Origin of the sequence: Pseudomonas sp. Leaf58 (assembly GCF_003627215.1) — a bacterium.
Classification (GTDB): domain Bacteria; phylum Pseudomonadota; class Gammaproteobacteria; order Pseudomonadales; family Pseudomonadaceae; genus Aquipseudomonas.
Genome location: NZ_CP032677.1, coordinates 5,142,591 through 5,168,703, shown reverse-complemented (window position 1 = coordinate 5,168,703; position 26,113 = coordinate 5,142,591). Strand labels below are relative to the sequence as shown.

The window sequence follows — 26,113 nt, the reverse complement described above, 5'->3', positions numbered from 1 at the left end:
TTGGGTCAGGCGGGTTTGAAGCCGGGTTTGCCGTTGGCGGCGCGCCATGCTCTGATGCGTTCTAGGACGCCGTTGGGGCTGTCTTCCGATCCAGGTGGCGGATAGCAGATAACATCCAGACCATCGGGGTGTTCTGTGATCTTCTCGAAATGAAAAACAACCTTGTCTCTAAGCTGTTCCAGTTCGACGCCATGAAGTCCTGTGCGATTTTCAAAAAGTACCGAAACCAGCACAAGAAACTCATCCTCTGTGTAATCCTCCAGTTTGTCCTTGAAAATCATGGATTGCTCCCTTTGTGTTCGTTGATGTGGACCTTGGGAGTCATGAGGACCAGATTATCCAAGTCATACACGGCCCCGCCTTCAGCTATCTCATGCTTATGATGTATCTCTAGTTTTATCCGTTTACCTACCCGATCTTCTTTCCGCGAGTAGGGCGCAATCCCATTCTCCATATTCTGAATGTCCACACGAGTCAGGTGCTGCCTGAAGACTTCATCTGCAACAATTTCCTTCCAGATCGCCTCTCGAAGCCTATCGAACCGTGTATAACGCCGCCCTTTCAGGCGTTCCGCGATTCTTGCAGGAATCGGCGCACCCGCAGCAGTGGTGGCTGCATCCAGAACCCTGTCAGGTGTAACAACGCCATTGCCACTCGCAACCCCCGGCAAATTCCGCGGGCTGCGCAACATCACATAGATCGGCGCCAGCCCCGAGTCCGCCGGGAAGATGATGACGTAGTCGTCGATCTGCAGGTCGGGCAGTTCGGGGAACGTACGGATATCCGGTTCCGGCGGGACGATGATAGGGCCCGGCAGGTGCTTCTGCAGGTCCTCGACGATAGGGGAACCGGGGATGACGGTGCCGTTCTCGCCGGTGACGGACAGCGTCGAGGGCGGCGTCGCCGGGTGCCACAGCAGCGTCGCGCTACCCAGGCCTTCGGCGGTAAACCTGTACGCGCCTTGGGCGGCGTCCCACTGCGCCTGGCGTACACGCACGTCGCGCAGAATGCCGCTGCCATCTGTGGCCGCCAGGTACACTTCGGTCTGCGTACCCTGAGGGACAGCATCCATCCGCAACGGCAGCTCAAGCGTCTGGCCAGCTTTGCGGTTTGCTTCGAGGGTAAGGTCCGCGCCGGGACTCATCAGGGCGAGCGGGACAGTCACCCCCATGCGTTCGCCATCGCCCAGACGAGCTGAATACAGCATCAGAGGAACATACCTAGCGACAGCCAGGACCCCCCCGGTGAGCAGGCGTTGGGCGGCTTTGCCGAGTGCCTCGGCAAAGTCGACCCAGACCGGTTCGAAATGGGCCATGCCACCGCGTGAGGTCGCCAGAATGAGCGGGTGGTGGATGCTGGCTACCCAGGCGTTGAACGTTACGGGTGTGTTGCCAGGGGTTTGGCCTGATAAGGCGGCCAGCGACGTCTGCTCATCGAAAGCGCTGGCGGCGGTATGATCGGCTTGTGCCAGCAGCTGCATCAGCGCTGCAGCATCAGTGGTTGATGATTGGGTGTAAGCGGCGACCTGGGCTTGTAGCTGAGCCTGCACATCGAACAATGTTGCCCTGAGGCCTTCGGAGGCACCTGGCGCGCTGTACTGGATGGCGGTATCGATCCAGACAGCTTGCGCCGCCAAGTGGTCTCGACCCCGTTGCACGCCGGCGTAGGACACTGCCAATTGCCCGCGCGCCTTGAGCAGGTCCGAAGTTTCCCGCTCCAGCTCGCGGCTATGTTCGAGTGCTGCTGGCGGGGCAATGCTTTCTTGCGGGTGGCGCCCGAAGGCCGTCAGCATTGCTTGCAGCGTGCTGCTGGCTTGCAGGAACGCTTGGCTGGCTGTGCCCAGTTGAGCAAGTGCCTGATGGTACTGTTGAAGCGTCCGGTCAATGTCCTGATCATGACCTTCCCTTGCCCTGAGTGCAGACAAGGTGCTCTGCAGTTGTTGTTGGCGCTGGGCCAACTCGCCGGTCACCTGCTCCAGGTACTTCACGTCGAACGCCGCCCGGTAGGCATCGAGCCAAGCTTGCTGAGGGTCTGCCGGGGCGTTCGGTTTTCGGGCTACGGCCAGGAATTCATGAAGGTTGCGATTTACCGGGTCACCGCCGAAGAAGCTGTAAGCCTGGTCACGGGTTGCTTGCAGGCGTGCAGCGAACAATGCCTGAAGCTCGTTGACGGCAGCGATGGTGCGCTCGTTCGCCTGGACTTCGCCAAGGCCATCCAGCGAGCCCGCTTGATCACGTATGGCCTGATCGAGGTCTTGTTGTAGCGTGGCCAGGCGTTGTTCATGCGCCTTGTGCACGCCTGCCTTGTCGTTTTCGGTCTGTACGATCAGGTCGATATCCAGGCGCCCAGGCTCGAAAACGGATACCAGTTGAAACGATGCGCCGGGATGGGTGCCCCAAAGATGGGGGCCGACGGGAAGGCGGGTGCTGTCTACATAGCTATTGGGAAGCTCGGTGGGACCTTGTGACATACAGTTTCTCCATTGATCTGTATGCCGCTACGGTAAAAAACCTCCCTCGTGCTGAAGCTGTAGATATCTATTGTGTACCTGCTATCTACCAGGGGCAGTAACACCCTATGGCCAAGGTATTGGTGGCCTGTACGGGCCGGCCTTCCAGCAAGGCCTTGATGATGGGCTCGATGAAGCTGTTGCTGGCATTGCACACCGCCCCTTCGCTGTACGGGCCGAAGTAGGCCAGGTGGCCTTGGCGGTCCCAGATGGCCACGGCCGGGGAGGCGGGCAGGTGTTCGCTGCCGGGTAGGCTGGCGAGTGGCTCGAGGGTGCTGAGGTTGGCCGGCAACTGGCCGTGGCTGCCGGGCCTTTGCAGCACGTGGAAGCTCACGCCCTGGCTGGCGAACTGGCTGACCAGGTCGCCCAGGTGCTGCTGGTTGCCGACGTTGCACGGGCAGGCCGGGTCCCAGAAGTGCACCACGCGGATCGGGCCGGGGCCGGCCAGTTCAGGAGGCAGTTGCAGCTGGCTACCGTCGAACAGCGTGGTTTGGTTGTCGAACGGGCGCAGGTAGCGGGCCTGGAAGGTGGTGTAGGCCTGCCAAAGCAGAGTGGCGCAGAGCAGCAGGGCGATTGCCGTGAGCAACGGTTTGATAATCCGGTTCTTCATGAAGTTTCCGCGGTCCCCTGTAGGTGCGGTGCTGGTGGCTAGAAGGTGAGCAAGCTTGCCATGGGGCTGGCCAGAGCTGAAGATTCCAGATCAATACTTGCGTCAATGTGGATGTACCCGATGCCCCTTGCCTTTCACCCCGAACGCTTGCGCGCCAGCCTGGCGCCATTCACCGCACGCCAGCCGCTGTCGGCGCAAGCGCAGGACTACCAGCGCTTTTATGGCCTGAACCTACCCGCACACAGCTGGTTAGGCCGTTTTCAGGCGGCGGGGTTCGAGCTGGTCGGGCAAGCCTGGCTACCTGAGCAGCCCAGCGCGACGCTGTTCTTGCTGCACGGCTACTACGACCACATGGGCCTGTACCGGCATGTGATCGAATGGGCGCTCAAGCAGGGTTTTGCGGTGATCAGCTGCGACCTGCCCGGCCACGGCCTGTCCAGCGGCGAGCGGGCCAGCATCAGTGATTTCGCGGTGTACCAGCAGGTGTTGGAGGCCTTGTTCGAGCAGGCGCGCACGCTGCAGCTGCCGCGCCCGTGGCACCTGTGCGGGCAAAGCACGGGCGGCGCCATCGCCGTGGACCACCTGCTGCACCAGGGCGCCCGCAGCCCCATCGACGGCCAGGTCATCCTGTTGGCGCCGCTGGTGCGGCCTTGTTCCTGGCGCTGGTCGAAGTTGAGCTATCGGGTGTTGCGCCACTTCGTCAACGGCATTGAACGGCGTTTCAGCGAGAACACCAACGACCCGGCCTTCCTGCCGTTCCTGGAAGCTGACCCGTTGCAGCCGCGCCGCCTGCCCACCGCCTGGGTGGGCGCCTTGATCGCCTGGGTCAAACGCATCGAGGCCGCACCGACCAGTACGCGGCGGCCATTGATCGTACAGGGGGAGGCCGATGGCACAGTGGACTGGCCCTACAACCTCGAAGTGCTCAAGGCCAAGTTCGCCGAGCCGCAGATTTTGCTGCTGCCCGAAGCTCGCCACCACTTGGCCAACGAGCTGCCGGGCATTCGCCAGCGCTACTTCGACTTCATCGACCAGCGCCTGGGCTGATCACTTCAGGTCGTTGCTGCTCTGGCCAACCGCCAGGCCTGCGCGAACGGCGGCCAGGGCGGCCTGGTAGTACGCCTTGCCGTCGGCTGACTCGGCAAAGGTGGCGAACTGTTCCAGCTCGGCATCGCTCAGGTCGCGGTAGACGTACAGCAAGGTGTTGTTGAGGTCTTCGCCGATCTGGCTCATCAGGCGCTGGCGCTGGCCGTCGAGCAGGCCTTGGGCCTGGCCGCCGCCAAACAGGCCGGGGATCATCGAGCTGAGGCTGTCGGCAGCCACGCCAGCGATGGCCAGGCTGACTTCGGCACCCGCCTCACGCGCCGGCAGGGCCTGGGCCAAGTGGCCGATGACCAGCAGGCGGTCGTCGCTGGCCTGGATTTTCGGCAGGCCCTTGGCATTCTTGGCCAGCTCATCTTTGCGCGTGGCTTTGAGTTCGGCGGCCACCACTTTGCGCCCCAGCGGCGACTGGAAGAACGCCAGTGCCGGTGCCGGGTTGGCCAGCGCCGCGCGCAGTTTCGCCTGGGCACGCCGATCCACCGCCTGGGCCTGGAAGCGCTGGTTGCTGTTGTTGACTAGCGCCTGGTACACGGCGGGTGGCAAACTGTTGCGGTAGCGTTCCTGGGCGGCGCTCAGGGCATCGTTGAAATGGGCGCGCTGGTCGGGCCAGCCGGCGGCCTTGTACAGTTGATCCAGGTTGTCTGCCCAGACAGGCATAGTGCAGATCATCAGCAGAATCAGGGAAAACAGACGGCGCATTCAGGACTCCTGTCGGCAGGTGGCTATTGTCCTTGGCCCGGCGCCATTTTGTCGAGACACCCGCGTATTTCTCGGCCAAGTGGCGCTGTGCGAGTGCCTGGCTAATGGATATGATGCGCGCCATGCACATCTCCCCTGAACACCCGATGCTTGCGGCCGTCGTCGACGATCTGGCCACCCATGGCTGGTCCCAGCAGGCGCTCTTTCTGCCTGCCGACTTGGTGCGCGCGCTGGCGGCCGAATGCCGGCGCCGCGATGCCGAAGGCGAACTCAACCCCGCCGGTGTTGGGCGCGGTGATGCCCAGGAGGTGCGCGAGGCCATCCGCGGCGACCAGATCCAGTGGATCGACCCTGGCCAAGCCGAGGCGTGCGACCAGTACCTGACGGCCATGGACCACTTGCGTCAGGCCATCAACCAGGGCCTGTTCCTTGGCCTGGAAGACTTCGAGTGCCATTTTGCCCTGTACCCGCCCGGCGCGTTCTACCGGCGGCACCTTGACCGTTTCCGCGATGACGATCGACGCATGGTCTCGGCAGTGCTGTACCTCAACGAAGGCTGGCAGCCAGAAGATGGCGGGCAATTACGTATGTTCCTCGCCGATGAAGAGGTGCATGACGTGCAGCCGGTGGCGGGCTGCTTGGTGGTATTCCTGTCCGGCGAGGTACCCCATGAAGTGCTGCCGGCTGGGCGGGAGCGGCTGTCGTTGACCGGCTGGTTCCGGCGCCGTGGCAATGACCCGTTCTGACCTGCCCAAGGTGCTGGTCAGCGCCTGCCTACTGGGGCAGCCGGTGCGCTATGACGGCCGCGCCAGTGGCCACCCCGACCTGTTGCAGCAGTGGCAGGCCGAAGGGCGCGTGGTGCCGTTGTGCCCGGAGGTAGCCGGCGGTTTACCGACCCCGCGCCCGCCAGCGGAGATCCCCGGCGGGCAGGGCGGTGAGGTGCTTGATGGCGGTGCGCAGGTGATTACCCTGACGGGCGAAGATGTCAGTGCCGAGTTTCTGGCCGGTGCGCAGCGGGCGATGGAGCTGGTGCGCCAGCATGGTATTGGCGTGGCGGTGCTGAAGTCGGGCAGCCCTTCATGTGGCAACCGGTTGACCTATGACGGCACGTTCAGTGGCGTGAAGGTGGCGGGGGAAGGGGTGACCACGGCGTTGCTGCGGCGGGCGGGCGTGCAGGTGTTCAGCGAGCTGGAGCTGGACGCCGCGCAGCGGGCGCTGGCTGGGCTTTCAGCTTAAGCCTGTGCTGGCCCTTTCGCGGGCAAGCCCGCTCCTACAGCAACCGCACACATCCGGACAGTTGCTCTGCTCTTGTAGGAGCGGGCTTGCCCGCGAAGAGGCCGGTACAGACAACCCGATCACTACTGCCCGGTCGCAGTCTCGGGCACACCCTTGAACCACTTTTGTTCAAGCTCGGCAGTCCGCCCGCTGTCCTTGAGCCGCTGCAGCGCATTGTTCACGGCACTCTCGAACGCCGGGTTGTCCTTCTGGAACGGTATCACCAGCTGCTTCTTGCCAAACGGCAGGCTCACATCGAGCGGGCCGTCACCCTTGGGTGATTCATTCGACGGGGTCAGTGCGATGTCGTACTTGCCACTCTCGACGCCGGGCAATACCTCTGCCGCGGTGGCTTCGATGAACTCGGCGCGCAAGTCCAGCTCCCTGGCCAGGTCCTGGCCGAACTCGATGTCGAAACCGGTCAGATGGTCATCTTGCTTGAAGGCGAACGGTGAATTGTCAGGCTGCACAGCAATGCGCAGTTCGCCCCGGTCGGCAATTTCGTCTATCAGCTCCGCCTGAGCCAATGGACTGATCAGTACTGCCAGCAGCACACCTATGGTCGAACGCATGAATGCCCCTTTTCTTCTAGCAGATGAATAACTTTCGCCACGGCTTTCTTCCTCGCCGTGATCGAGCGCAGCCTATGACCTTGAAGCCTCGGCATTGTTTAACCCTGACGGAAATATTTCTGTCAGGCAATGTGAACACCTTCGCGAATATTTCAACTAAGGTGAAACACCGCCGCTGCTGGAGTAGCGGCGGCGGTTAATAAGTGAATCACAGGAGAAGTGAATGAACAGCCTATTTTTGCGTGCTGCCGTTGCTGGTCTGCTGATGGGGACGTCGGTGCTTGCCAGTGCCGCAGATGCCCTGAAGAGCCAGGAGCCGCCCAAGGAGGCCAAGGTCTTCATCGTTTCCCCCGCCGATGGCGCCACGGTCGACAAGACCTTCACCGTCAAGTTCGGCATCGAGGGCATGGCGCTCAAGCCTGCGGGTGATCACACCCCGCACACCGGGCACCACCATCTGTTGGTGGATGTGGACAAAGAGCCAGTGGCTGACATGCCGTTGCCGTCCAGTTTGATGCCTCAGGCCGGTACTGCACTGCCGGATGGGCCGCAAGTGCTGCACTTCGGCAAGGCGCAGACTGAAACCAGCATCACCCTCACCCCGGGCAAGCACACCTTGCAGTTGATACTGGGTGACCAGTTCCACGTGCCGTTCAAGCCGAGCGTCGTGTCGCAGAAAATCACGGTTGAAGTGAAATAAAAAAAGGGAGGCCACCAGGGCCTCCCTTTTTCATGGTGCCAGCGAACTTAGAACAGAACGCGGGAACGGATAGTGCCCTTGACCTGTTGCAGCTTCTCTTGCGCCAGGTCCGAGTACTGGGCGTCAACGTCGATCACCACGTAACCGACTTTCTCGTTGGTCTGCAGGAACTGACCGGAGATGTTGATGCCGTTTTCGGCGAAGACCTTGTTGATCTCGCTGAGCACGCCAGGGATGTTTTCGTGGATGTGCAGCAAACGGTGCTTGCCTGGGTGCGCCGGCAGGGCCACTTCCGGGAAGTTGACCGAGGACACGGAAGTACCGTTGTCGCTGTACTTGACCAGCTTCTCGGCCACTTCCAGGCCGATGTTGGCTTGGGCTTCGGCGGTGGAACCACCGATGTGCGGGGTCAGGATCACGTTGTCCAGGCCACGCAGCGGGCTTTCGAACTCTTCGTCGTTGGAGCGCGGCTCGACCGGGAACACGTCGATGGCGGCGCCGATCAGGTGCTTATCCTTGATCGCGGCGGCCAGGTGGTCCAGTTCGACCACGGTGCCACGGGCGGCGTTGATCAGGATCGAGCCCTTCTTCATCGCACGGATTTCTTTCTCGCCGATCATCCACTGGGTGGACGGCAGTTCAGGCACGTGCAGCGAGACGATGTCGGCCAGGCCCAGCAGTTCGTTCAGGCTGGTGACCTGCACGGCGTTGCCCAGTGGCAGCTTGGTCAGCGGGTCGAAGAAGTACACCTGCATGCCCAGGTTTTCGGCCAGGACCGACAGCTGGGTGCCGATCGAGCCGTAACCGACGATACCCAGCTTCTTGCCGCGGATTTCGAAGGAGTTGGCCGCGCTCTTGATCCAGCCACCACGGTGGCAGGAAGCGTTTTTCTCGGGGATGCCGCGCAGCAGCAAAATGGCCTCGGCCAGTACCAGCTCGGCCACCGAACGGGTGTTGGAGTAAGGTGCGTTGAATACGGCGATGCCGCGCTCGCGGGCAGCTTCCAGGTCAACCTGGTTGGTGCCGATGCAGAAGCAGCCAACGGCGACCAGTTTCTTGGCGCAGTCGAAGATCTCTTCGGTCAGCTGGGTGCGCGAACGGATGCCGATGAAGTGGGCATCAGCGATCTTTTCCTTCAGCTCGGCTTCCGGCAGCGAACCAGTGAGGTATTCGATGTTGGTGTAGCCGGCGGCCTTGAGGGTATCGACCGCGTTCTGGTGCACACCTTCAAGAAGAAGGAACCGGATCTTGCTCTTGTCGAGAGAAGTCTTGCTCATCTGCGTAAACCTGTATCCCGGAGAAAAAATGGCGAGGGGTGATGCCAGGCGCCAGGGCAGCCTTAGCATGAACAGCGGGAGGGCTATGCTAGCATACGCGACACAATCTGAGCTTATCCCGACAGGTGAAGAGTGCTCAGGGTGACTATGAATAAGTCGAGAGTTCCAGCGATGACCCACCCCGCTGTTATTGAAGAACTGATGACCCTCGTCGACCCTGGCAAGGTCCTGACCGACGCGGCTTCCCTCGAAGCCTATGGTAAGGACTGGACCAAGCATTACCCGCCGGCGCCCAGTGCCATCGTTTTGCCCAAGACGGTAGAGCAGGTACAGGCGATTGTCCGCTGGGCCAATACGCACAAGGTGGCGCTGGTGCCGTCTGGCGGGCGTACTGGGCTTTCCGCCGGCGCGGTGGCGGCCAATGGTGAGGTGGTGGTCGCCTTCGACGCCATGAACCAAATTCTCGACTTCAATGCCTTCGACCACACCGTGGTCTGCCAGCCTGGGGTAATCACCCGGCAGCTGCAAGCTTACGCCGAAGAACAGGGCCTGTATTACCCCGTGGACTTCGCTTCCAGTGGCTCCAGCCAGATTGGTGGCAACATCGGTACCAATGCCGGTGGCATCAAAGTGATTCGCTATGGCATGACCCGTAACTGGGTGGCTGGGCTGAAAGTGGTCACTGGCAAGGGCGAGTTGCTTGAACTGAACAAGGGCCTGATCAAGAACGCCACCGGCTACGACCTGCGCCAGCTGTTCATCGGCGCCGAAGGCACCCTGGGCTTCGTGGTCGAAGCCACCATGCGCCTGGACCGCGCACCGCGCAACCTCACTGCCATGGTGCTGGGCACAGCGGACTTCGACTCGATCATGCCGGTGCTGCATGCCTTCCAGGGCAAGCTGGACCTGACCGCCTTCGAGTTTTTCTCCGACAAGGGTCTAGCCAAGATCCTGGCGCGTGGCGACGTGCCGGCGCCGTTCGACACCGCCTGCCCGTTTTACGCACTGCTGGAGTTCGAGGCCAGCACCGAGGAGGTGGCCAACGAGGCCTTGGCCACCTTCGAGCATTGCGTGGAGCAGGGCTGGGTGCTGGACGGCGTGATGAGCCAGAGCGAAACCCAGCTGAAAAACCTATGGAAGCTACGCGAGTACCTGTCGGAAACCATTTCGCACTGGACCCCGTACAAGAACGACATTTCCGTCACCGTGTCGAAAGTGCCGGCGTTCCTGCGCGATATCGATGCCATCGTCGCCGAGCATTACCCGCATTACGAAGTGGTGTGGTACGGCCACATCGGCGACGGCAACCTGCACCTGAACATCCTCAAGCCCGAGCACATGAGCAAGGACGACTTCTTTGCCTCGTGCACCAAGGTCAACAAGTGGGTGTTCGAGATCGTCGAGCGCTACAACGGCTCGATTTCCGCCGAGCATGGTGTGGGCATGACCAAACGCGACTACTTGGGCTACAGCCGCTCAGCCCAAGAAATCGCCTGCATGAAGGCAATAAAGGCCGTCTTCGACCCTAACGGCATCATGAATCCGGGTAAGATCTTCGCACCTGATTAAAAAGCAGTAGCCAGAGGAGTCGGCCATGAGTTACCAGCACCAGTACGTAGACGGCACGCGCATTCACTTCCCGTTGGGCAAGGTAGTGTGCATTGGCCGTAACTATGCCGAGCATGCCAAGGAACTGGACAACCCCATCCCCAGCGAGCCGCTGCTGTTCATCAAACCGGGCAGCTGCGTGGTACCGGCTGAAGGTGGCTTCAAGATCCCGACCGAGCGCGGTTCGGTGCACTATGAGGCCGAAATTGCGGTGCTGCTGGGCAAACCGCTGTCGACTCATCCAACCGAGGAAGAGGTGCTGGACGCGATTTCCGGTTATGCCCCGGCGCTGGACCTGACCCTTCGCGACGTGCAGGCCAAGCTGAAAGAGAAGGGCCTGCCGTGGGAGTTGGCCAAGTGCTTTGATGGCGCCTGCGTGCTGCCGCCGTTCGTGTCGGCTGGCAGCTTCGAGGATGTGACCGACATCCCGGTGCGGCTGACTGTCAACGGCGAAGTGCGCCAGGACGGCAACAGCGCGATGATGCTCAACCCGATCGTGCCAATGATCCAGCACATGGCCGCGCATTTTTCGCTGCAGGCGGGGGATGTGATCCTTACCGGCACCCCAGCGGGTGTGGGGCCGTTCAATGTCGGTGATGAGCTGGTGTTGGAATTGCCGGGTGTAAGCCGCTTCGAAAGCCGGGTGCTCTGAGCCACAACCGGGTTGCCTTCTTCGCGGGCGTGCCCGCGAAGAGGCCGGCCCTGTTTACCGATTTTTTCACACCCAATGCGGATAATGCGCGTACCTACGCCCCTATCTCCAGGACCCCCGCATGCCATCACCCTCCAGCGCCCCGCTAACTTCCAAGCGTCGTTTCTATCTGCGCTGGCCCTTCGGCCTGGCCGTTGCAGCGGTGATCGGCTATGGCTTGGCCATGGCCATGCACTGGGATGACCGCGGCGCGCTGTGGGTCAAGGAAAGCTTCGAAAGCACCGCCGAACGCAGCGAGAGCGTATGGCTGCCGGACTACCAGGTCGACATCGACGCCAAGCCGCTGCCGGGTATGGAAGATGACGAAGCCTCCGACGTGGCCTTCAACCCACGTACGCGGACCCTGTTCGCGGTCATGGGCAAGCACCCGATCCTGGTCGAGCTGAACCTGGATGGCGATGTGCTGCGCAAGATCCCGCTCAACGGCTGGAACAACCCGGAAGGCGTCGCCGTACTGGAAGACGGTTACCTGGCAATTACCGACGAGCGCCTGCACGACCTGACCTTGGTCAAAGTGGATGCCCAAACGGCCTCACTCAACCACGATGACTTCAAAAGTTACGACCTGGGCCAATCGGTGAAGAGCAACAAGGGCTTCGAAGCGGTAGCCTGGGACCCGCTGCACCAGCGCATGGTGATCGGGGAAGAACGCCCGCCTAAGCTGTATACCTGGAATACCGATGGCCGCAGCCCGCTTGCCGGCGAAAAGCAGCCGCTGCCCAGCGATGAACTGGACCTGCGCAATCTCTCGGCGTTGGGCGTAGACCCGCGCACCGGCCACCTGCTGGTGCTGTCGGCCGACTCCAACATGCTGCTGGAGCTGGACGAGCAAGGCCAACAAGTCAGCTTCATGACCTTGCTCGGCGGCTTCAATGGCCTGGAACACACCATCCCGCGGGCCGAAGGCGTCGCCATGGACGATAAGGGCAACCTGTACATGGTCAGCGAGCCGGCACTGTTCTATCGCTTCAAAAAGAACTGACAGCATTCTCAGACTTGCCCGACGCTGACATTAAGCTTTGCTTCAGCCGTTAATGGTTAGATTCGCCACCCCCATGTCGAGTCTGCTTTCATGCGTCGTTTTGTTCGCCTGTCGTTTGTCCTGGCCGTTTGCGGCCTACTCCTGCTCGGTTGGGCCGGGCAGGAGTTCCGCCTGTTCGAGCGTGGCTGGTTCAACCTCAAGGCCTGGTGGCAGCCCGCCGAGCAAAGCATCGGCCTGCACCGCTACCAGGTAGTGCTGGAGGCGCAGCCGGTCGAAGGGCTGGATGACGACCTGTCGGCACTGACCTACGACCCCGAGCGCAAGACCCTGTTCACCGTCACCAATGCCCGCTCGGAGCTGATTGAGTTGTCGCTGGACGGGCGCATCCTGCGTCGGGTGCCGCTGACCGGCTTCGGCGACCCGGAAGCTGTGGAGTATGTCGGGCCGAACAGCTATGTGATCACCGACGAGCGTCAGCAGCGGCTGATTCGCGTGCGCCTGGCGGACGACACCCTGTTCCTCGACGCCGGCGATGCCGAGCAACTGACCTTGGGCATCGGCCTGAACGGCAATAAAGGCTTTGAGGGGCTGGCTTACGATTCGGCGGGCAAGCGCCTGTTCGTGGCCAAGGAGCGCGACCCCATGTTGATCTACGAGGTGCATGGCTTCCCGCATGACAACCCGGAGCTGCCCTATGCGGTGCACGTGGTACAAGACCGCAAACGCGATTCACGGCTGTTTGTGCGGGACCTGTCGAGCTTGCAGTTCGATGAGCGCAGCGGGCACCTGCTGGCGCTATCGGACGAGTCACGGCTGGTGCTGGAGCTGGATGTGGAGGGCAGGCCGCTGAGCACCATGGCGTTGCGCAAGGGATTTCAGGGCTTACAGGCGACGGTGCCGCAGGCGGAGGGGATTGCGATGGACGAGGCGGGGACTATCTACCTGGTCAGTGAGCCGAACCTGTTCTATGTGTTCAAGCAGCCGGCAGATTGATTGCCTGTGAGGGCCTTATCGCCGGCAAGCCAGCCCCCCAAGTACCCCACAGATTTCAGACCCTGTGCGGTCCTTGAGGGCGCTGGCTTGCCGGCGAAGAGGCCCTGACAAGCAGCACAATACAGAAGAAGGTTATTCGGCCTTCAGGGTTTTCACGCCTTCCGAAGTACCCAGCAGCAGCAGATCCGCCGGCCGCGCCGCGAACAGGCCGTTGGTGACCACGCCAACGATGGCGTTGATCTGCGCTTCCAGCTCAACCGGGTTGGTGATCTGCAGGTTGTACACGTCGAGGATCACGTTGCCGTTGTCGGTGACCACGCCTTCGCGGTACACCGGGTCGCCGCCCAGCTTGACCAGCTGGCGTGCCACGTGGCTGCGGGCCATCGGGATCACTTCGACCGGCAGCGGGAAGGCGCCCAGCACCGGCACCAGCTTGCTGGCGTCGGCGATGCAGATGAAGGTCTTGGCCACGGCCGCGACGATTTTCTCGCGGGTCAGGGCCGCGCCGCCGCCTTTGATCAGGTTCAGGTGCGCGTCGCTCTCGTCGGCGCCGTCCACGTAGAACTCCAGCTCGCTGACGCTGTTCAGCTCATAGACCGGGATACCGTGGCCCTTCAGGCGCTGCGCAGTGGCTTCGGAGCTGGCGACCGCGCCGTCGAAGGCGGTCTTGTGCTGAGCCAGGGCGTCGATGAAGAAGTTGGCGGTCGAACCGGTACCGACGCCGACGACGCTCTTTTCATCCAGCTTGGGCAGAATGAAGTCGACAGCGGCCTGGGCGACGGCCTGTTTGAGTTGGTCCTGGGTCATGCGGGCTCCGGAAGGGGCAGGGCGGTTTCAAAGTTGCCTAGTATAACGGCTCAGGCGGCTTTGCTGTGGTCGCCCGACGTAGCGCTGGGGTAGACTCGCAGCCCTCGTCCCGCGGCCCAGTGATGCATTCCCGATGCTCGAACAGTACGTCAAGAAGATCCTCACCTCGCGCGTCTATGACGTTGCCGTCGAAACTCCGCTGCAGAGCGCCGGGCAGCTGAGCAAGCGCCTGGGCAACCAGGTTCTGCTCAAGCGCGAGGACCTGCAGCCGGTGTTCTCGTTCAAAATTCGCGGGGCTTACAACAAGTTGGCGCAGTTGAGCCCAGAAGAACTGGCCCGTGGCGTGGTCACCGCTTCGGCCGGCAACCATGCCCAGGGGCTGGCCCTTGCTGCGCGTGAAATGGGCATCAAGGCCACTATCGTGATGCCCAAGACCACCCCGGAGATCAAAATCGAAGGCGTGCGCTCGCGCGGTGGCAAGGTGGTACTGCATGGTGACTCGTTCCCCGAGGCGCTGGCCTATTCGCTGAAATTGGTCGATGAAAAGGGCTTCGTCTACGTCCACCCTTACGACGACCCGCACACCATCGCCGGGCAGGGCACCGTGGCCATGGAAATCCTGCGCCAGCACCCAGGCCAGTTGGATGCGATTTTCGTACCCGTGGGCGGTGGCGGCCTGATCGCTGGCATTGCTGCCTACGTGAAGTACCTGCGCCCGGACATCAAGGTGATCGGCGTCGAGCCGGACGATTCCAACTGCCTGCAGGCGGCCATGGCGGCGGGCGAGCGCGTGGTGCTGCCACAGGTGGGGCTGTTTGCCGACGGCGTGGCGGTGGCGCAGATCGGCCAGCACACCTTCGATATTTGCCGCCACCATGTGGATGAAGTGGTTACCGTCAGCACCGACGAGATTTGCGCAGCTATCAAGGATATTTACGACGATACCCGCTCGATCACCGAACCTGCCGGTGCCTTGGGTGTGGCGGGCATCAAGAAGTACGTCGAGCTGTACGGCGTCACCGGGCAGACGCTGGTGGCGATCGATTCCGGCGCCAACGTCAACTTCGATCGCCTGCGCCATGTGGCCGAGCGTGCCGAACTGGGCGAAAAGCGCGAAGCCATCATCGCCGTGACCATTCCCGAGCGCCCGGGCAGCTTCAAGGCCTTCTGCGAGGCCATTGGCAAGCGCCAGATCACCGAATTCAACTACCGCAAGCACACCTCCGATGAGGCGCACATCTTTGTCGGCGTGCAGACCCACCCGGAAAACGACCCCCGGGCAGGGCTGGTGCAGCAACTGGCCGAGCAGGGCTTCCCGGTTACCGACCTGACCGACAACGAACTGGCCAAGCTGCATATTCGCCACATGGTCGGCGGCCATTCGGCGGGTGCCAGTGACGAGATGGTGCTGCGCTTCGAATTCCCCGAACGGCCGGGGGCGCTGTTCAACTTCCTCAACAAGCTGGGCGGGCGTTGGAACATTTCGATGTTCCACTACCGCAACCATGGCGCCGCTGACGGGCGCGTGGTGGCAGGGCTGCAAGTGCCGGAAGACGAGCGCCACCTGGTGCCGGCGGCGCTGGCCAAGATCGGCTACCCGTACTGGGACGAGACTGAAAACCCGGCTTACAAGCTGTTTTTGGGCTGAGCGGCTAAGCTGGGGCTGATGGGCTGCTTAAGGACAACCGAGACATGGAACACCTGACCACCGTCAAAACCCTGCACATTATCGCCACCGCACTCCTGCTGCTGGGCGCGCTGGGCCTGGCGATCTGGACCGTGCGCGCCAGACGTCGGGGCGATGACGAGGCCTACGCCAAGTTACTGCGCCGGCCGCTGGTGTTCGTCTGGCTGGTGATGGGCTTGAGCCTGGTGAGCATGCCGTTCACCGGCTGGTGGCTGGTGCACCTGGTGGGCTGGCCGCTGGGGCAGACCTGGGTGCTGGCGTCCAGTGTCATCTACACGCTCGGCGCGTTTGCCGTGTGGTGGCTGCTGGTGCGGCTGAGCCGGCTGCGCAAGGCTGAGGTGGTGGGGTTGCGCTTTACCCTGGCACTGGCAGTGTTCAGTGGGGTTTGCTTCCTGTCCATCGCGGGGCTCATGGGGGCCAAGCCAGTCTGATATTCCTCGGTTGCCTGTGCCGGCCTCTTCGTGGGTGAACCCGCGCCTACAAAGATCACACCGGCTGTTGTAGGAGCGGGTTCACCCGCGAAGAGGCCGGCACAGGAAAACCTCAATCCCGCAACGAAACCACCGGCCACCCACGCTTCTCGGCCTCCGCCCGCAGGTTCGGGTCCGGGTCTACCGCCACCGCATGCGTCACCCGCTGCAGCAACGGCAGATCATTCATCGAGTCGCTATAGAAGTAGCTGTCTTCAAGATCAAAGCCGTTCTCCAGCATCCAGCGTTCCAGTCGCGTCACCTTGCCTTCACGAAAACACGGTATATCGGTACTACGCCCGGTATAGCGGCCATCGCGCATCTCGCATTCGGTCGCTAGCAACACCCGCACCCCCAGGCGCCGGGCAATCGGTGCGGTGACGAAGCGGTTGGTGGCGGTGATGATCAGCAGCTGGTCGCCCGCTTCGCGGTGCTGCTGCAGCAAGGCCAGGGCCTTGGGCAGGAGGATCGGCTCGATGCAGTCGCGCATGAAGTCGCGGTGCCATTCGTCAAGCTTGGCCAGGGGCGTTGCCGCAAGGATTTCCATGGAAAAGGCCAGGTAGGCCTGCAGGTCCAGGGTGCCGTTGAGGTAGTCCTGGTAGAAGCCATCGTTGCGCTGCTTGTAGGCAACCGGGTCGAGGATGCCGCGCTCGCACAGGTAGTCCCCCCAGGCATGGTCGCTGTCGCCACCGAGGAGGGTATTGTCCAGGTCGAATAAAGCCAGGCGCATTGCGGTCACTCGCATCAGCCACAAGGTAGGCCCGCAGAATACGGAGTTTTCACGCTGCTGCACATAAGCTTGGCGGGCGCGTTGCTGCGCTCGCAAGCTTTGTGGAACAATGCGGTGACATGCGTTTGCGAGGTTGCTGCCGTGATCGACCCGGATGGTTTTCGCCCCAATGTCGGCATCATTCTTACCAATGATGCCGGGCAGGTGCTATGGGCTCGACGGATCAACCAGGATGCCTGGCAATTCCCCCAGGGTGGCATCAACCCTGACGAGACGCCGGAAGATGCCCTGTACCGCGAGCTGAACGAAGAAGTTGGCCTTGAACGCGATGATGTGGAAATTCTTGCCTGCACCCGTGGCTGGTTGCGTTATCGTTTACCCCAGCGCCTGGTACGTACGCATAGCCAGCCGCTGTGCATCGGCCAGAAGCAGAAGTGGTTCCTGCTGCGTCTGGTCAGTAACGAACAACGGGTGCGGATGGACCTGACTGGCAAACCGGAATTCGACGGCTGGCGCTGGGTCAGCTATTGGTATCCGCTGGGCCAGGTTGTGACATTCAAGCGCGAGGTCTACCGACGCGCCCTGAAAGAGCTAGCACCGCGTCTGCTGACGCGCGACTGACGACGGAGTTCGACCCCGAGCCATGCTCAATACGCTGCGCAAGATCGTCCAGGAAGTAAACTCCGCCAAAGATCTCAAGTCGGCGTTGGGGATCATTGTCTTGCGCGTGAAGGAGGCCATGGGCAGTCAGGTCTGCTCGGTCTACCTGCTCGACCCGGAAACCAACCGCTTCGTGCTGATGGCCACCGAAGGCCTGAACAAGCGTTCCATTGGCAAGGTCAGCATGGCCCCCAACGAAGGCCTGGTCGGCCTGGTAGGTACCCGGGAAGAGCCGCTGAACCTGGAAAACGCCGCCGACCACCCGCGTTACCGCTACTTTGCCGAAACCGGCGAAGAAAAATTCGCCTCCTTCCTGGGTGCACCGATCATTCACCACCGCCGCGTGGTCGGGGTGTTGGTCATCCAGCAGAAGGAGCGCCGCCAGTTCGACGAGGGTGAAGAGGCCTTCCTGGTCACCATGAGTGCCCAGCTCGCCGGGGTTATCGCCCACGCCGAGGCGACCGGTTCGATCCGTGGCCTGGGCCGGCAGGGCAAGGGTATCCAGGAAGCGCGCTTCGTTGGCGTACCGGGTTCGCCTGGCGCCGCCGTGGGGCGCGCCGTGGTGATGCTGCCACCGGCCGACCTGGAAGTGGTGCCGGACAAGGCAGTCGATGACATCGACGCCGAACTCAAACTGTTCCAGAACGCCCTTGAAGGCGTGCGCGATGACATGCGCAAGCTGTCGGCCAAGCTGGCCACCCAGCTGCGACCGGAAGAGCGCGCGTTGTTCGACGTGTACCTGATGATGCTTGAAGATGCGGCTCTGGGGGGGGAGGTGACCGAGGTCATCAAGACCGGCCAGTGGGCCCAGGGCGCCCTGCGCCAAGTGGTGGGCGAGCACGTCAACCGCTTCGAGCTGATGGACGATGACTACCTGCGCGAGCGCGCCTCCGACGTCAAAGACCTGGGCCGGCGCCTACTGGCTTATCTGCAGGAAGCCCGATCGCAGTCGCTGGTGTATGCCGACAACACCATCCTGGTCAGTGAAGAGCTGACCCCGGCGATGCTCGGCGAAGTGCCGGAGGGCAAGCTGGTCGGCTTGGTTTCGGTGCTGGGCTCGGGTAACTCCCATGTCGCCATCCTGGCCCGTGCCATGGGCATCCCCACGGTGATGGGCCTGGTCGACCTGCCGTATTCCAAGGTCGACGGCATCGAGATGATCGTCGACGGCTACAAGGGTGAAGTATTCACCAACCCCAGCGACGTATTACGCAAGCAATACAGCGAAGTGGTTGAAGAAGAACGCCAGCTGGCCCAGGGCCTCGATGCCCTGCGCGAACTGCCGTGCGTCACCCCGGACGGTCACCGCATGCCGCTGTGGGTCAACACCGGCCTGCTCGCCGACGTCGCCCGCGCTCAGCAGCGTGGGGCTGAAGGGGTAGGGCTGTATCGCACCGAAGTGCCGTTCATGATTCAGCAGCGCTTCCCCAGCGAGAAGGAGCAGCTGGCGATTTATCGCGAGCAACTTGCTTCGTTCCATCCGCTACCAGTGACCATGCGTACCCTGGACATCGGTGGCGACAAGGCGCTGTCGTACTTCCCGATCAAGGAAGAGAACCCGTTCCTTGGCTGGCGCGGCATCCGCGTCACCCTTGACCACCCGGAAATCTTCCTGGTGCAGACCCGGGCCATGCTCAAGGCCAGCGAGGGCCTGAACAACCTGCGTATCCTGCTGCCGATGATTTCCGGCATCCACGAGCTGGAGGAGGCGCTGCACCTGATTCACCGCGCCTGGGGCGAGGTGCGTGACGAAGGCACCGATGTGCCGATGCCGCCGGTGGGCGTGATGGTAGAAATTCCTGCGGCGGTGTACCAGACCAAGGAGCTGGCGCGGCAGGTGGACTTCCTGTCGGTCGGCTCCAACGACCTGACCCAGTACCTGCTGGCGGTAGACCGCAACAATCCACGGGTTGCCGACCTCTACGACTACCTGCACCCGGCGGTACTGCAGGCGCTGAATACGGTGGTGCGCGATGCCCACGGTGAAGGCAAGCCGGTGAGTATTTGTGGGGAGATGGCCGGTGACCCGGCAGCGGCGATCCTGCTGATGGCGATGGGCTTCGACAGCCTGTCGATGAACGCCACCAACCTGCCGAAGGTGAAGTGGATGCTGCGCCAGGTGAACATGAGCAAGGCCAAGGAACTGCTGGTCGAGGCCTTGAGCCATGACAACCCGCAGGTTATCCACAGCTCGCTGCAGCTGGCGCTGAAGAACCTTGGGTTGGCGCGGATGATCGGGCCAGGGGCCAATAAAACCTTGTGAGGTTGATGCTGCCTGCCCCGGCCTATTCGCGGGTAAACCCGCTCCTAGAGTTCAATTGCGCGCCGCCTGTAGGAGCGGGTTTAACCGGGAAGAGGCCCGCACAGGAAACATCAAATGATCAGACCAGTAGTTCAACTTCCCCTAGATGCCCTCCAAAAGGCCCGAAACTGCGCTCAACCAGGCGCCTTTTCCCCTGATCATCGGCAATTAGCACCGTACTCGCACGCGTCCCGTAATTCTGGCTGGCAATAAACACACTCGACAATAGCTTCTCGGTAGCCACCCCCACGCCCGTCTCCGGCAGATCACCATCTGCCGCAGGCTCGCCATCGGCCAGTAACGCCAACAGCCGCTGCGGCGCTGGCGTGTCGAGCAACCCGGCCAAGCCACTACGCGCCTTTACCAGCTTCGGCCACGGCGTATCCAGCCCAGCATTGGACAACCCATAAACCCCAGTAGTCAGCAGGCGCGGCGTGCCTTCCCGAGCATTCAGGTAACCCAGCTGCCGGCCATCACCCACCAGCAGGTTGAACCCCGAATACTGCCCAACGCGGCTGGCCACCTGCCCCAGATAAGCCTCGACCCCCAGCTCACCCTGCAGATACGCCGCTACCAGTTCACCCCGCGAGCGCGCCCCCTGCGCTTGGCCGGGGTCACGGATATTGGTCAGCGCCGCAAAGCGCCCCTGTGGGCCCACCCCCAGCCAAGTACCACCGGCTTCCAGGTCACGCCCCGCATACACCCCAGGCGCATCCTCCCAGCCCGCCAGGGGCAGGGCAGGGCGGGCATAGAACTCGTCGCGGTTGGCCGCCACGATCAGCGGCAGGGCATGCCCCGGCCGCCAAGCGAATACAATCAGGCACATCGGTTGGGCCTCTGTGTTTTTTGCCACTTTACCCACAGCGGTGGGGCTGATCCATCCTGACACAGACTTCACTAGAGCCTCGAACCCAGCTTCCGTTACCATGCCGCATTGTTTTTTCGGGGAAGACGAATGGAATTCGTGCTCTATTTGCTGTTGGGTGCCTGTGCCGGTGTGCTGGCCGGGCTGTTCGGCGTGGGCGGTGGCATCATCATCGTGCCGGTGCTGGTGTTCAGCTTCACCCTGCAGGGCTTCGACGCCTCGGTGCTGACCCACCTGGCGGTCGGGACGTCGCTGGCAACCATCGTCTTCACCTCGATCAACGCCGTGCTCGAGCACCACCGCAAGGGCGCGGTGCAGTGGCCGGTCTTCGCCTGGATGACCATTGGCATCCTCCTGGGTGCTGGAGTCGGCGCCAAAACCGCCTCGCTGATCCAAGGCCCGCTGCTGCAAAAAATCATCGGCGTGTTCGCCCTGGTCATCGCCGCGCAGATGGCCCTGGACCTCAAACCCAAGGCCAGCCGTGGCATCCCAGGTAAACCCGCGCTGGTTGGTGCCGGTGGCGTGATTGGCTGGGCCTCGGCCATTTTTGGCATCGGCGGCGGCTCGCTGACCGTGCCATTCCTGACCTGGCGCAGCCTGCCCATGCAACAGGCGGTGGCCACGTCCTCGGCCTGTGGCCTGCCGATTGCGTTGGCCAGTGCCCTGAGCTTCATGCTACTGGGCTGGCACGAGGAGCACCTGCCGCCTCATAGCCTCGGTTACGTGTACCTGCCGGCGCTGGTCGGCATTGCCGTGACCAGCATGTTTTTTGCCCGTTTCGGCGCACGCCTGGCGCACAAGTTGGCGCCACGCTTGTTGAAACGCCTGTTCGCAGCCCTGTTGTTCTGTGTTGGCCTCAGCTTTTTGATTTGAATCGAGAGGAAGTTCCATGCTGCCTTACCCGCAGATAGACCCCGTGGCCGTGGCCATCGGGCCGCTGAAAATCCATTGGTACGGCCTGATGTACCTGATCGGCATCGGCGGCGCCTGGCTGCTGGCCTCGCGCCGGCTGAACCGCTTCGACCCTACTTGGAGCCGCGAAAAGCTCTCCGACCTGGTGTTCTGGTTGTCGATGGGGGTAATTGTCGGCGGGCGCCTGGGTTATGTGTTGTTCTACGACCTGCACGCCTACCTGGCCAACCCGACGCTGATCTTCGAGGTGTGGAAGGGTGGCATGTCGTTCCATGGCGGCTTCATCGGCGTGATGTTGGCGGCCTTGTGGTTCGGCAAGCGCAATAACAAGTCGTTCTTTGAATTGATGGACTTCGTCGCCCCGCTGGTACCGATTGGCCTGGGCGCAGGGCGCATCGGCAACTTCATCAATGCCGAGTTGTGGGGCAAGGCCACCGACGTGCCATGGGCGATGGTCTTCCCGCCGTTCAGCGACCCGGCGCAGCTGCCGCGTCACCCGTCGCAGCTGTACCAATTCGCCCTTGAAGGTGTGGCATTATTCCTCATCCTTTGGCTGTACTCGCGCAAGCCGCGCCCGACCATGGCCGTTTCCGGTATGTTCGCGCTGTTCTACGGCATTTTCCGCTTCATCGTGGAATTCGTGCGCGTGCCCGACGCCCAGCTCGGCTACATTGCCTTCGGCTGGTTGACCATGGGTCAGTTGCTGTGTGTGCCGATGATCGTCGGCGGCATTTTCCTGATCTGGTTGGCCTACAACCGTAAACCGACGGCCAAAGCCGCAGTTTGATTTCCACGGCAGGGGTGATCCCCTGCCGTTCTTGTTACAGGTAAGCCATGAAACAGTATTTAGACCTGGTCCGCGACGTTATCGACAACGGCACGCTGCAGGGCAACCGCACCGGCATCCGCACCATCAGCCTGCCAGGCGCCATGCTGCGTTTCGACTTGCAGAAGGGCTTTCCGGCCATCACCACGCGCAAGCTGGCGTTCAAGTCGGCGATCGGTGAAATGGTCGGTTTCCTGCGTGGCGTGAAGAACGCCGGTGAATTCCGCGAGCTGGGCTGCAAGGTCTGGGACCAGAACGCCAACGAAAACGCCCAGTGGCTGGCCAACCCGTTCCGCCAGGGCCATGACGACCTGGGCGAAATTTACGGCGTGCAGTGGCGCCAGTGGCCGGGCTACAAGCGCGTCCCGCTGAGCAACCCGGCGGCCATCGAAATGGCCGAAAAAGCGGGCTTCCGCCGTATCGCCCAGGACGAGGAAGACGGTGTCGCCTTCGTCATCCTGTACAAGGCCATCGACCAGGTGCGCCAGTGCCTGGACACCATCGCCAACGATCCGGGCAGCCGCCGTATCCTGTTCCACGGCTGGAACTGCGCCCAGCTGGACGAAATGGCCCTGCCGCCTTGCCACCTGCTGTACCAGTTCCACCCGAATGTAGAGACCAGGGAAATTTCCCTGACCCTCTATATCCGCTCCAACGACCTGGGCCTGGGCACGCCGTTCAACCTCACCGAAGGCGCGGCGCTGTTGTCGCTGTTCGGCCGCCTGACCGGCTACACCCCGCGCTGGTTCACCTACTTCATCGGCGATGCCCATGTGTATGAAAACCACCTGGACATGCTCAACGAGCAGCTCAAGCGTGAGCCGCTGGAAGCGCCGAAGCTGGTGATCAGTGACCGCGTGCCGGCGTTTGCCGAGACGGGCAAGTACGAGCCGGAGTGGCTGGAGAAGATCGAGCCGAGTGATTTCTGGCTGGAAGGGTATGAGCACCATGCGCCGATGACAGCGCCGATGGCGGTGTGACTGTTCTTTATTGCCTGATCTGGCCTATTTGCGGGTGAACCCGCTCCTACAGGGAATGCGCTGACTGTGGGAGCGCCTCGCATGCTTGGGGCTTAGTGCCCGTGGCTTCGCCCCACATGTGAATGCTCGGTTTCCGGCACCGATACCGCCCCATTCGTCTCCAGTTGCTGCAAGATCGCGCACTCCGCCCCTTGCGCATTGCAACGTTGCCGCAGCTCCACTAGCTGTTGTTGCAACGCCATCAACCCATCAATCCGCGCCTGCACATGCTCGATATGCTCGTCGATCAGCGCATTAACGCTGCCGCATGAGTCATCTGGGCTGTCGCGCAGGCGTAGCAGGCTACGGATTTCGTCCAGGGTCATGTCCAAGGTGCGGCAGTTGCGGATGAAGGTCAGCCGCTCGACATGGGCCTGGGTGTACAGCCGGTAGTTGCCCTCGCTGCGCGCCGGCTGCGGCAACAGCTGTTCACGCTCGTAGTAACGGATGGTTTCCACGGCGCAGTCGGTGGCTTTGGCCAGTTCTCCGATTTTCATCACGCAATCTCCAACAAGTGGCTTGACCCTATAGTGGCTACAGGGTGTTCACTTGGCAACAGGCTCAAATTAAGGATGACCCCATGTACCAGCCTGTCAGCCACGAACATAAGCACGATGACCACGGCCACAGCTGCTGTGGCAGTGCCACTGCGCCCGCATTGGTGCAACTGAGCGAGAAGGCCAGCAGCCACGCCCAGTTCAGCCGTTTCCGCATCGACGCCATGGACTGCCCCACTGAGCAGACCCTGATCCAGGACAAGCTGGGCAAGCTGGCCGGTATCGAGCAGCTGGAGTTCAACCTGATCAACCGCGTGCTCGGCGTGCGCCACACCCTGGGCGGTACTGCGGAGATCGAGCAGGCTATTGGCAGCCTGGGCATGAAAGCCGAGCCGCTTGGCGCTGAAGACGACGGCACGGCCAGCGTGCCACCACCAACCCAGCCCCGTTGGTGGCCACTGGCACTGTCCGGTTTTGCAGCGATCGCGGCCGAAATCGTGCACTTTGCCGGGTTGGCCCCGGAATGGCTGGTGGCGGCGCTGGCGCTGGCAGCAATCCTCGGTTGTGGCTTAGGTACCTACAAGAAGGGTTGGATTGCCCTGAAAAACCGCAACCTCAACATCAACGCGCTGATGAGCATTGCCGTGACCGGCGCCGTGCTGATCGGCCAGTGGCCGGAAGCGGCCATGGTGATGGTGCTGTTCACCGTCGCCGAACTGATCGAAGCCCGCTCGCTGGACCGTGCGCGCAATGCCATCGGCGGCCTGATGCAGCTCACCCCAGACATGGCAACCGTGCGCCAGGCCGATGGCCAGTGGCGTGATACAGACGTGCGCGAGGTGGCCATCGGTGCCTTGGTGCGGGTACGCCCCGGTGAGCGCATTGGCTTGGACGGTGAAGTGACCAGTGGGCAGTCCAGCGTCGATCAGGCGCCGATCACCGGCGAAAGCCTGCCTGTGGAGAAAGCGGTAGGCGACAAGTTGTTTGCCGGTACCATCAACCAGGCGGGGGCGCTGGAGTTTCGCGTCACTGCGGCTGCCGGGCAATCGACCCTGGCGCGGATCATCAAGGCCGTCGAGGAAGCGCAAGGCGCGCGGGCGCCTACCCAGCGTTTCGTCGACCACTTCGCACGCATCTACACCCCGGTGGTGTTCGCCATTGCCCTGGCCGTGGCGGTGATACCGCCACTGTTCATGGCCGGCGCCTGGTTCGATTGGGTCTACCGGGCCCTCGTGCTGCTGGTGGTGGCCTGCCCCTGCGCCCTGGTGATCTCGACCCCGGTAACCATTGTCAGCGGCCTGGCCGCCGCTGCGCGCAAAGGCATCCTGATCAAGGGCGGCGTGTACCTGGAAGGCGGCCGCCAGCTGGACTTCCTGGCGTTGGACAAGACCGGCACCATCACCCATGGCAAGCCGGTGCAGACCGACGCCAAGGTACTGCAGCCGCTGTTCGAGGGGCGCGCGCAAGCCCTGGCTGCCAGCCTGGGCGAGCGTTCGGACCACCCGGTTTCGCGGGCGATTGCCCAATTTGGCAAGGCGCAAGGCCTGGCCTTGAGCGAGGTCGACGACTTCACGGCCCTGGCCGGGCGAGGTGTGCGCGGCACCGTTGAGGGCGAGGTCTACCACTTGGGCAACCACCGTTTGGTCGAGGAGCTGGGGCTGTGCTCGCCGGCGTTGGAGGCCCAGTTGGATGCGCTGGAGCGTCAGGGTAAGACGGTGGTATTGCTGCTTGACCGCTCTGGCCCCTTGGCGCTGTTCGCCGTGGCCGACACAGTCAAGGACAGCAGCCGCCAGGCCATCGCCGAGCTGCATGAGTTAGGTATCAAGACTGTCATGCTGACGGGTGACAATCCACATACAGCCCAGGCCATCGCCGCGGTGGTGGGTATTGACCGCGCCGAAGGCAACCTGCTGCCTGCCGACAAGCTCAACAGCATCGAAGCCCTGTACGCCCAGGGCCATCGGGTGGGTATGGTCGGTGATGGCATCAACGATGCCCCGGCACTGGCCCGTGCCGAGATTGGCTTTGCCATGGCGGCGGCCGGTACCGACACGGCCATCGAGACCGCCGATGTAGCGCTGATGGACGATGACTTGCGAAAAATCCCGGCCTTCGTCAGGCTGTCGCGCCAAAGTGCGGCGATCCTCATGCAGAACATCGTTCTGGCCTTGGGCATCAAAGCGATATTCCTGGCGATCACCTTTGCGGGCATGGCCACCATGTGGATGGCGGTGTTCGCCGACATGGGTGTAAGCCTGCTGGTGGTGTTCAACGGCTTGCGCCTGTTGCGCAAATAAAGG

General features: G+C 62.3%; 26 protein-coding genes. 16 read left to right on the top strand and 10 right to left on the bottom strand.

The window, feature by feature from the left end:
* Positions 1-5 precede the first annotated feature (5 nt).
* From DV532_RS23945 to DV532_RS23935, 3 genes are all read right to left on the bottom strand, one after another.
* Entirely contained in the window at positions 6-281 is a 276-nt protein-coding gene (locus DV532_RS23945) for a bacteriocin immunity protein (RefSeq protein ID WP_056794233.1), read from the bottom strand.
* Complete coding sequence (locus DV532_RS23940; RefSeq protein ID WP_056794235.1) at positions 278-2,470, bottom strand: S-type pyocin domain-containing protein; 2,193 nt, start codon at positions 2,468-2,470, stop codon at positions 278-280. Before DV532_RS23940 ends, DV532_RS23945 begins: the two co-directional genes overlap by 4 nt.
* An 85-nt stretch (positions 2,471-2,555) precedes the next feature.
* Positions 2,556-3,119, bottom strand: a complete 564-nt coding sequence (locus DV532_RS23935) for a DUF6436 domain-containing protein (RefSeq protein ID WP_056794237.1) — start codon at positions 3,117-3,119, stop codon at positions 2,556-2,558.
* Positions 3,120-3,239: 120 nt separating this feature from the next.
* On the opposite strand from DV532_RS23935, the gene DV532_RS23930 reads away from it, so the two are divergent.
* The gene (locus DV532_RS23930) at positions 3,240-4,166 is read left to right on the top strand and encodes an alpha/beta hydrolase (protein WP_056794239.1); all 927 of its coding nucleotides are present in this window, start codon (positions 3,240-3,242) and stop codon (positions 4,164-4,166) included.
* Here the strand turns inward: DV532_RS23930 and DV532_RS23925 are convergent, their stop codons facing one another.
* On the bottom strand, positions 4,167-4,919 hold the full coding sequence (locus DV532_RS23925) for a DUF2059 domain-containing protein (RefSeq protein WP_056794241.1): 753 nt from the start codon (positions 4,917-4,919) through the stop codon (positions 4,167-4,169).
* 110 nt (positions 4,920-5,029) lie between these two features.
* On the opposite strand from DV532_RS23925, the gene DV532_RS23920 reads away from it, so the two are divergent.
* Positions 5,030-5,665: a 2OG-Fe(II) oxygenase gene (locus tag DV532_RS23920; RefSeq protein WP_082476728.1), complete on the top strand. Its 636-nt coding sequence runs from the start codon at positions 5,030-5,032 to the stop codon at positions 5,663-5,665.
* On the top strand, positions 5,652-6,155 hold the full coding sequence (locus DV532_RS23915; RefSeq protein WP_056794243.1) for a DUF523 domain-containing protein: 504 nt from the start codon (positions 5,652-5,654) through the stop codon (positions 6,153-6,155). Before DV532_RS23920 ends, DV532_RS23915 begins: the two co-directional genes overlap by 14 nt.
* A gap of 122 nt (positions 6,156-6,277) precedes the next feature.
* Here the strand turns inward: DV532_RS23915 and DV532_RS23910 are convergent, their stop codons facing one another.
* Positions 6,278-6,766 carry an ABC transporter substrate-binding protein gene (locus DV532_RS23910; RefSeq protein ID WP_056794245.1) on the bottom strand — a complete coding sequence of 163 codons (489 nt, stop codon included), beginning with the start codon at positions 6,764-6,766 and terminating at the stop codon, positions 6,278-6,280.
* Positions 6,767-6,989: 223 nt separating this feature from the next.
* On the opposite strand from DV532_RS23910, the gene DV532_RS23905 reads away from it, so the two are divergent.
* Positions 6,990-7,466: a DUF4399 domain-containing protein gene (locus tag DV532_RS23905; protein WP_056794247.1), complete on the top strand. Its 477-nt coding sequence runs from the start codon at positions 6,990-6,992 to the stop codon at positions 7,464-7,466.
* A gap of 47 nt (positions 7,467-7,513) precedes the next feature.
* Here DV532_RS23905 and serA read toward each other — a convergent pair whose 3' ends face one another.
* Entirely contained in the window at positions 7,514-8,743 is a 1,230-nt protein-coding gene (gene serA / locus DV532_RS23900; RefSeq protein ID WP_056794249.1) for a phosphoglycerate dehydrogenase, read from the bottom strand.
* Between the two features lie 171 nt (positions 8,744-8,914).
* Between serA and DV532_RS23895 the strand changes: the two genes are divergently transcribed.
* From DV532_RS23895 to DV532_RS23880, 4 genes are all read left to right on the top strand, one after another.
* Positions 8,915-10,312 (top strand): FAD-binding oxidoreductase, encoded by a 1,398-nt coding sequence (locus DV532_RS23895; RefSeq protein WP_056794252.1) that lies wholly within the window; start codon positions 8,915-8,917, stop codon positions 10,310-10,312.
* Between the two features lie 25 nt (positions 10,313-10,337).
* Complete coding sequence (locus DV532_RS23890) at positions 10,338-11,003, top strand: fumarylacetoacetate hydrolase family protein (RefSeq protein WP_056794253.1); 666 nt, start codon at positions 10,338-10,340, stop codon at positions 11,001-11,003.
* A gap of 121 nt (positions 11,004-11,124) precedes the next feature.
* Complete coding sequence (locus DV532_RS23885) at positions 11,125-12,045, top strand: SdiA-regulated domain-containing protein (protein WP_056794255.1); 921 nt, start codon at positions 11,125-11,127, stop codon at positions 12,043-12,045.
* 90 nt (positions 12,046-12,135) lie between these two features.
* On the top strand, positions 12,136-13,038 hold the full coding sequence (locus tag DV532_RS23880) for an SdiA-regulated domain-containing protein (protein WP_056794257.1): 903 nt from the start codon (positions 12,136-12,138) through the stop codon (positions 13,036-13,038).
* Between the two features lie 132 nt (positions 13,039-13,170).
* On the opposite strand, the gene rpiA is transcribed toward DV532_RS23880, so the two are convergent.
* Positions 13,171-13,845, bottom strand: a complete 675-nt coding sequence (gene rpiA / locus DV532_RS23875) for a ribose-5-phosphate isomerase RpiA (protein WP_056794259.1) — start codon at positions 13,843-13,845, stop codon at positions 13,171-13,173.
* Positions 13,846-13,978: 133 nt separating this feature from the next.
* On the opposite strand from rpiA, the gene ilvA reads away from it, so the two are divergent.
* A complete protein-coding gene (ilvA, locus tag DV532_RS23870) occupies positions 13,979-15,493 on the top strand; it encodes a threonine ammonia-lyase, biosynthetic (RefSeq protein WP_056794261.1) in 1,515 nt (504 codons plus the stop codon).
* Positions 15,494-15,537: 44 nt separating this feature from the next.
* The gene (locus tag DV532_RS23865) at positions 15,538-15,963 is read left to right on the top strand and encodes a DUF2269 domain-containing protein (protein ID WP_056794264.1); all 426 of its coding nucleotides are present in this window, start codon (positions 15,538-15,540) and stop codon (positions 15,961-15,963) included.
* Between the two features lie 112 nt (positions 15,964-16,075).
* On the opposite strand, the gene DV532_RS23860 is transcribed toward DV532_RS23865, so the two are convergent.
* On the bottom strand, positions 16,076-16,732 hold the full coding sequence (locus DV532_RS23860; protein ID WP_056796611.1) for an HAD family phosphatase: 657 nt from the start codon (positions 16,730-16,732) through the stop codon (positions 16,076-16,078).
* Between the two features lie 141 nt (positions 16,733-16,873).
* On the opposite strand from DV532_RS23860, the gene DV532_RS23855 reads away from it, so the two are divergent.
* Positions 16,874-17,353, top strand: a complete 480-nt coding sequence (locus tag DV532_RS23855) for an RNA pyrophosphohydrolase (RefSeq protein ID WP_003249017.1) — start codon at positions 16,874-16,876, stop codon at positions 17,351-17,353.
* Positions 17,354-17,375: 22 nt separating this feature from the next.
* Positions 17,376-19,655, top strand: coding sequence for a phosphoenolpyruvate--protein phosphotransferase (ptsP, locus tag DV532_RS23850; protein WP_056794266.1), 2,280 nt, complete (start codon positions 17,376-17,378; stop codon positions 19,653-19,655).
* A gap of 118 nt (positions 19,656-19,773) precedes the next feature.
* On the opposite strand, the gene DV532_RS23845 is transcribed toward ptsP, so the two are convergent.
* Positions 19,774-20,520, bottom strand: coding sequence for an NRDE family protein (locus tag DV532_RS23845; protein ID WP_056794268.1), 747 nt, complete (start codon positions 20,518-20,520; stop codon positions 19,774-19,776).
* 129 nt (positions 20,521-20,649) lie between these two features.
* Between DV532_RS23845 and DV532_RS23840 the strand changes: the two genes are divergently transcribed.
* Genes DV532_RS23840 through DV532_RS23830 form a run of 3 tightly spaced genes read left to right on the top strand, consistent with a single transcriptional unit; the run spans position 20,650 to position 23,277 of the window.
* On the top strand, positions 20,650-21,432 hold the full coding sequence (locus tag DV532_RS23840; protein WP_056794270.1) for a sulfite exporter TauE/SafE family protein: 783 nt from the start codon (positions 20,650-20,652) through the stop codon (positions 21,430-21,432).
* Positions 21,433-21,448: 16 nt separating this feature from the next.
* Positions 21,449-22,258 carry a prolipoprotein diacylglyceryl transferase gene (lgt, locus tag DV532_RS23835; RefSeq protein WP_056794271.1) on the top strand — a complete coding sequence of 270 codons (810 nt, stop codon included), beginning with the start codon at positions 21,449-21,451 and terminating at the stop codon, positions 22,256-22,258.
* Positions 22,259-22,305: 47 nt separating this feature from the next.
* Positions 22,306-23,277: a thymidylate synthase gene (locus DV532_RS23830; RefSeq protein ID WP_056794273.1), complete on the top strand. Its 972-nt coding sequence runs from the start codon at positions 22,306-22,308 to the stop codon at positions 23,275-23,277.
* 92 nt (positions 23,278-23,369) lie between these two features.
* On the opposite strand, the gene cadR is transcribed toward DV532_RS23830, so the two are convergent.
* On the bottom strand, positions 23,370-23,813 hold the full coding sequence (gene cadR / locus DV532_RS23825) for a cadmium resistance transcriptional regulator CadR (protein WP_056794275.1): 444 nt from the start codon (positions 23,811-23,813) through the stop codon (positions 23,370-23,372).
* 83 nt (positions 23,814-23,896) lie between these two features.
* On the opposite strand from cadR, the gene DV532_RS23820 reads away from it, so the two are divergent.
* On the top strand, positions 23,897-26,110 hold the full coding sequence (locus DV532_RS23820) for a heavy metal translocating P-type ATPase (protein WP_056794277.1): 2,214 nt from the start codon (positions 23,897-23,899) through the stop codon (positions 26,108-26,110).
* The last annotated feature ends 3 nt before the right edge of the window (positions 26,111-26,113 follow it).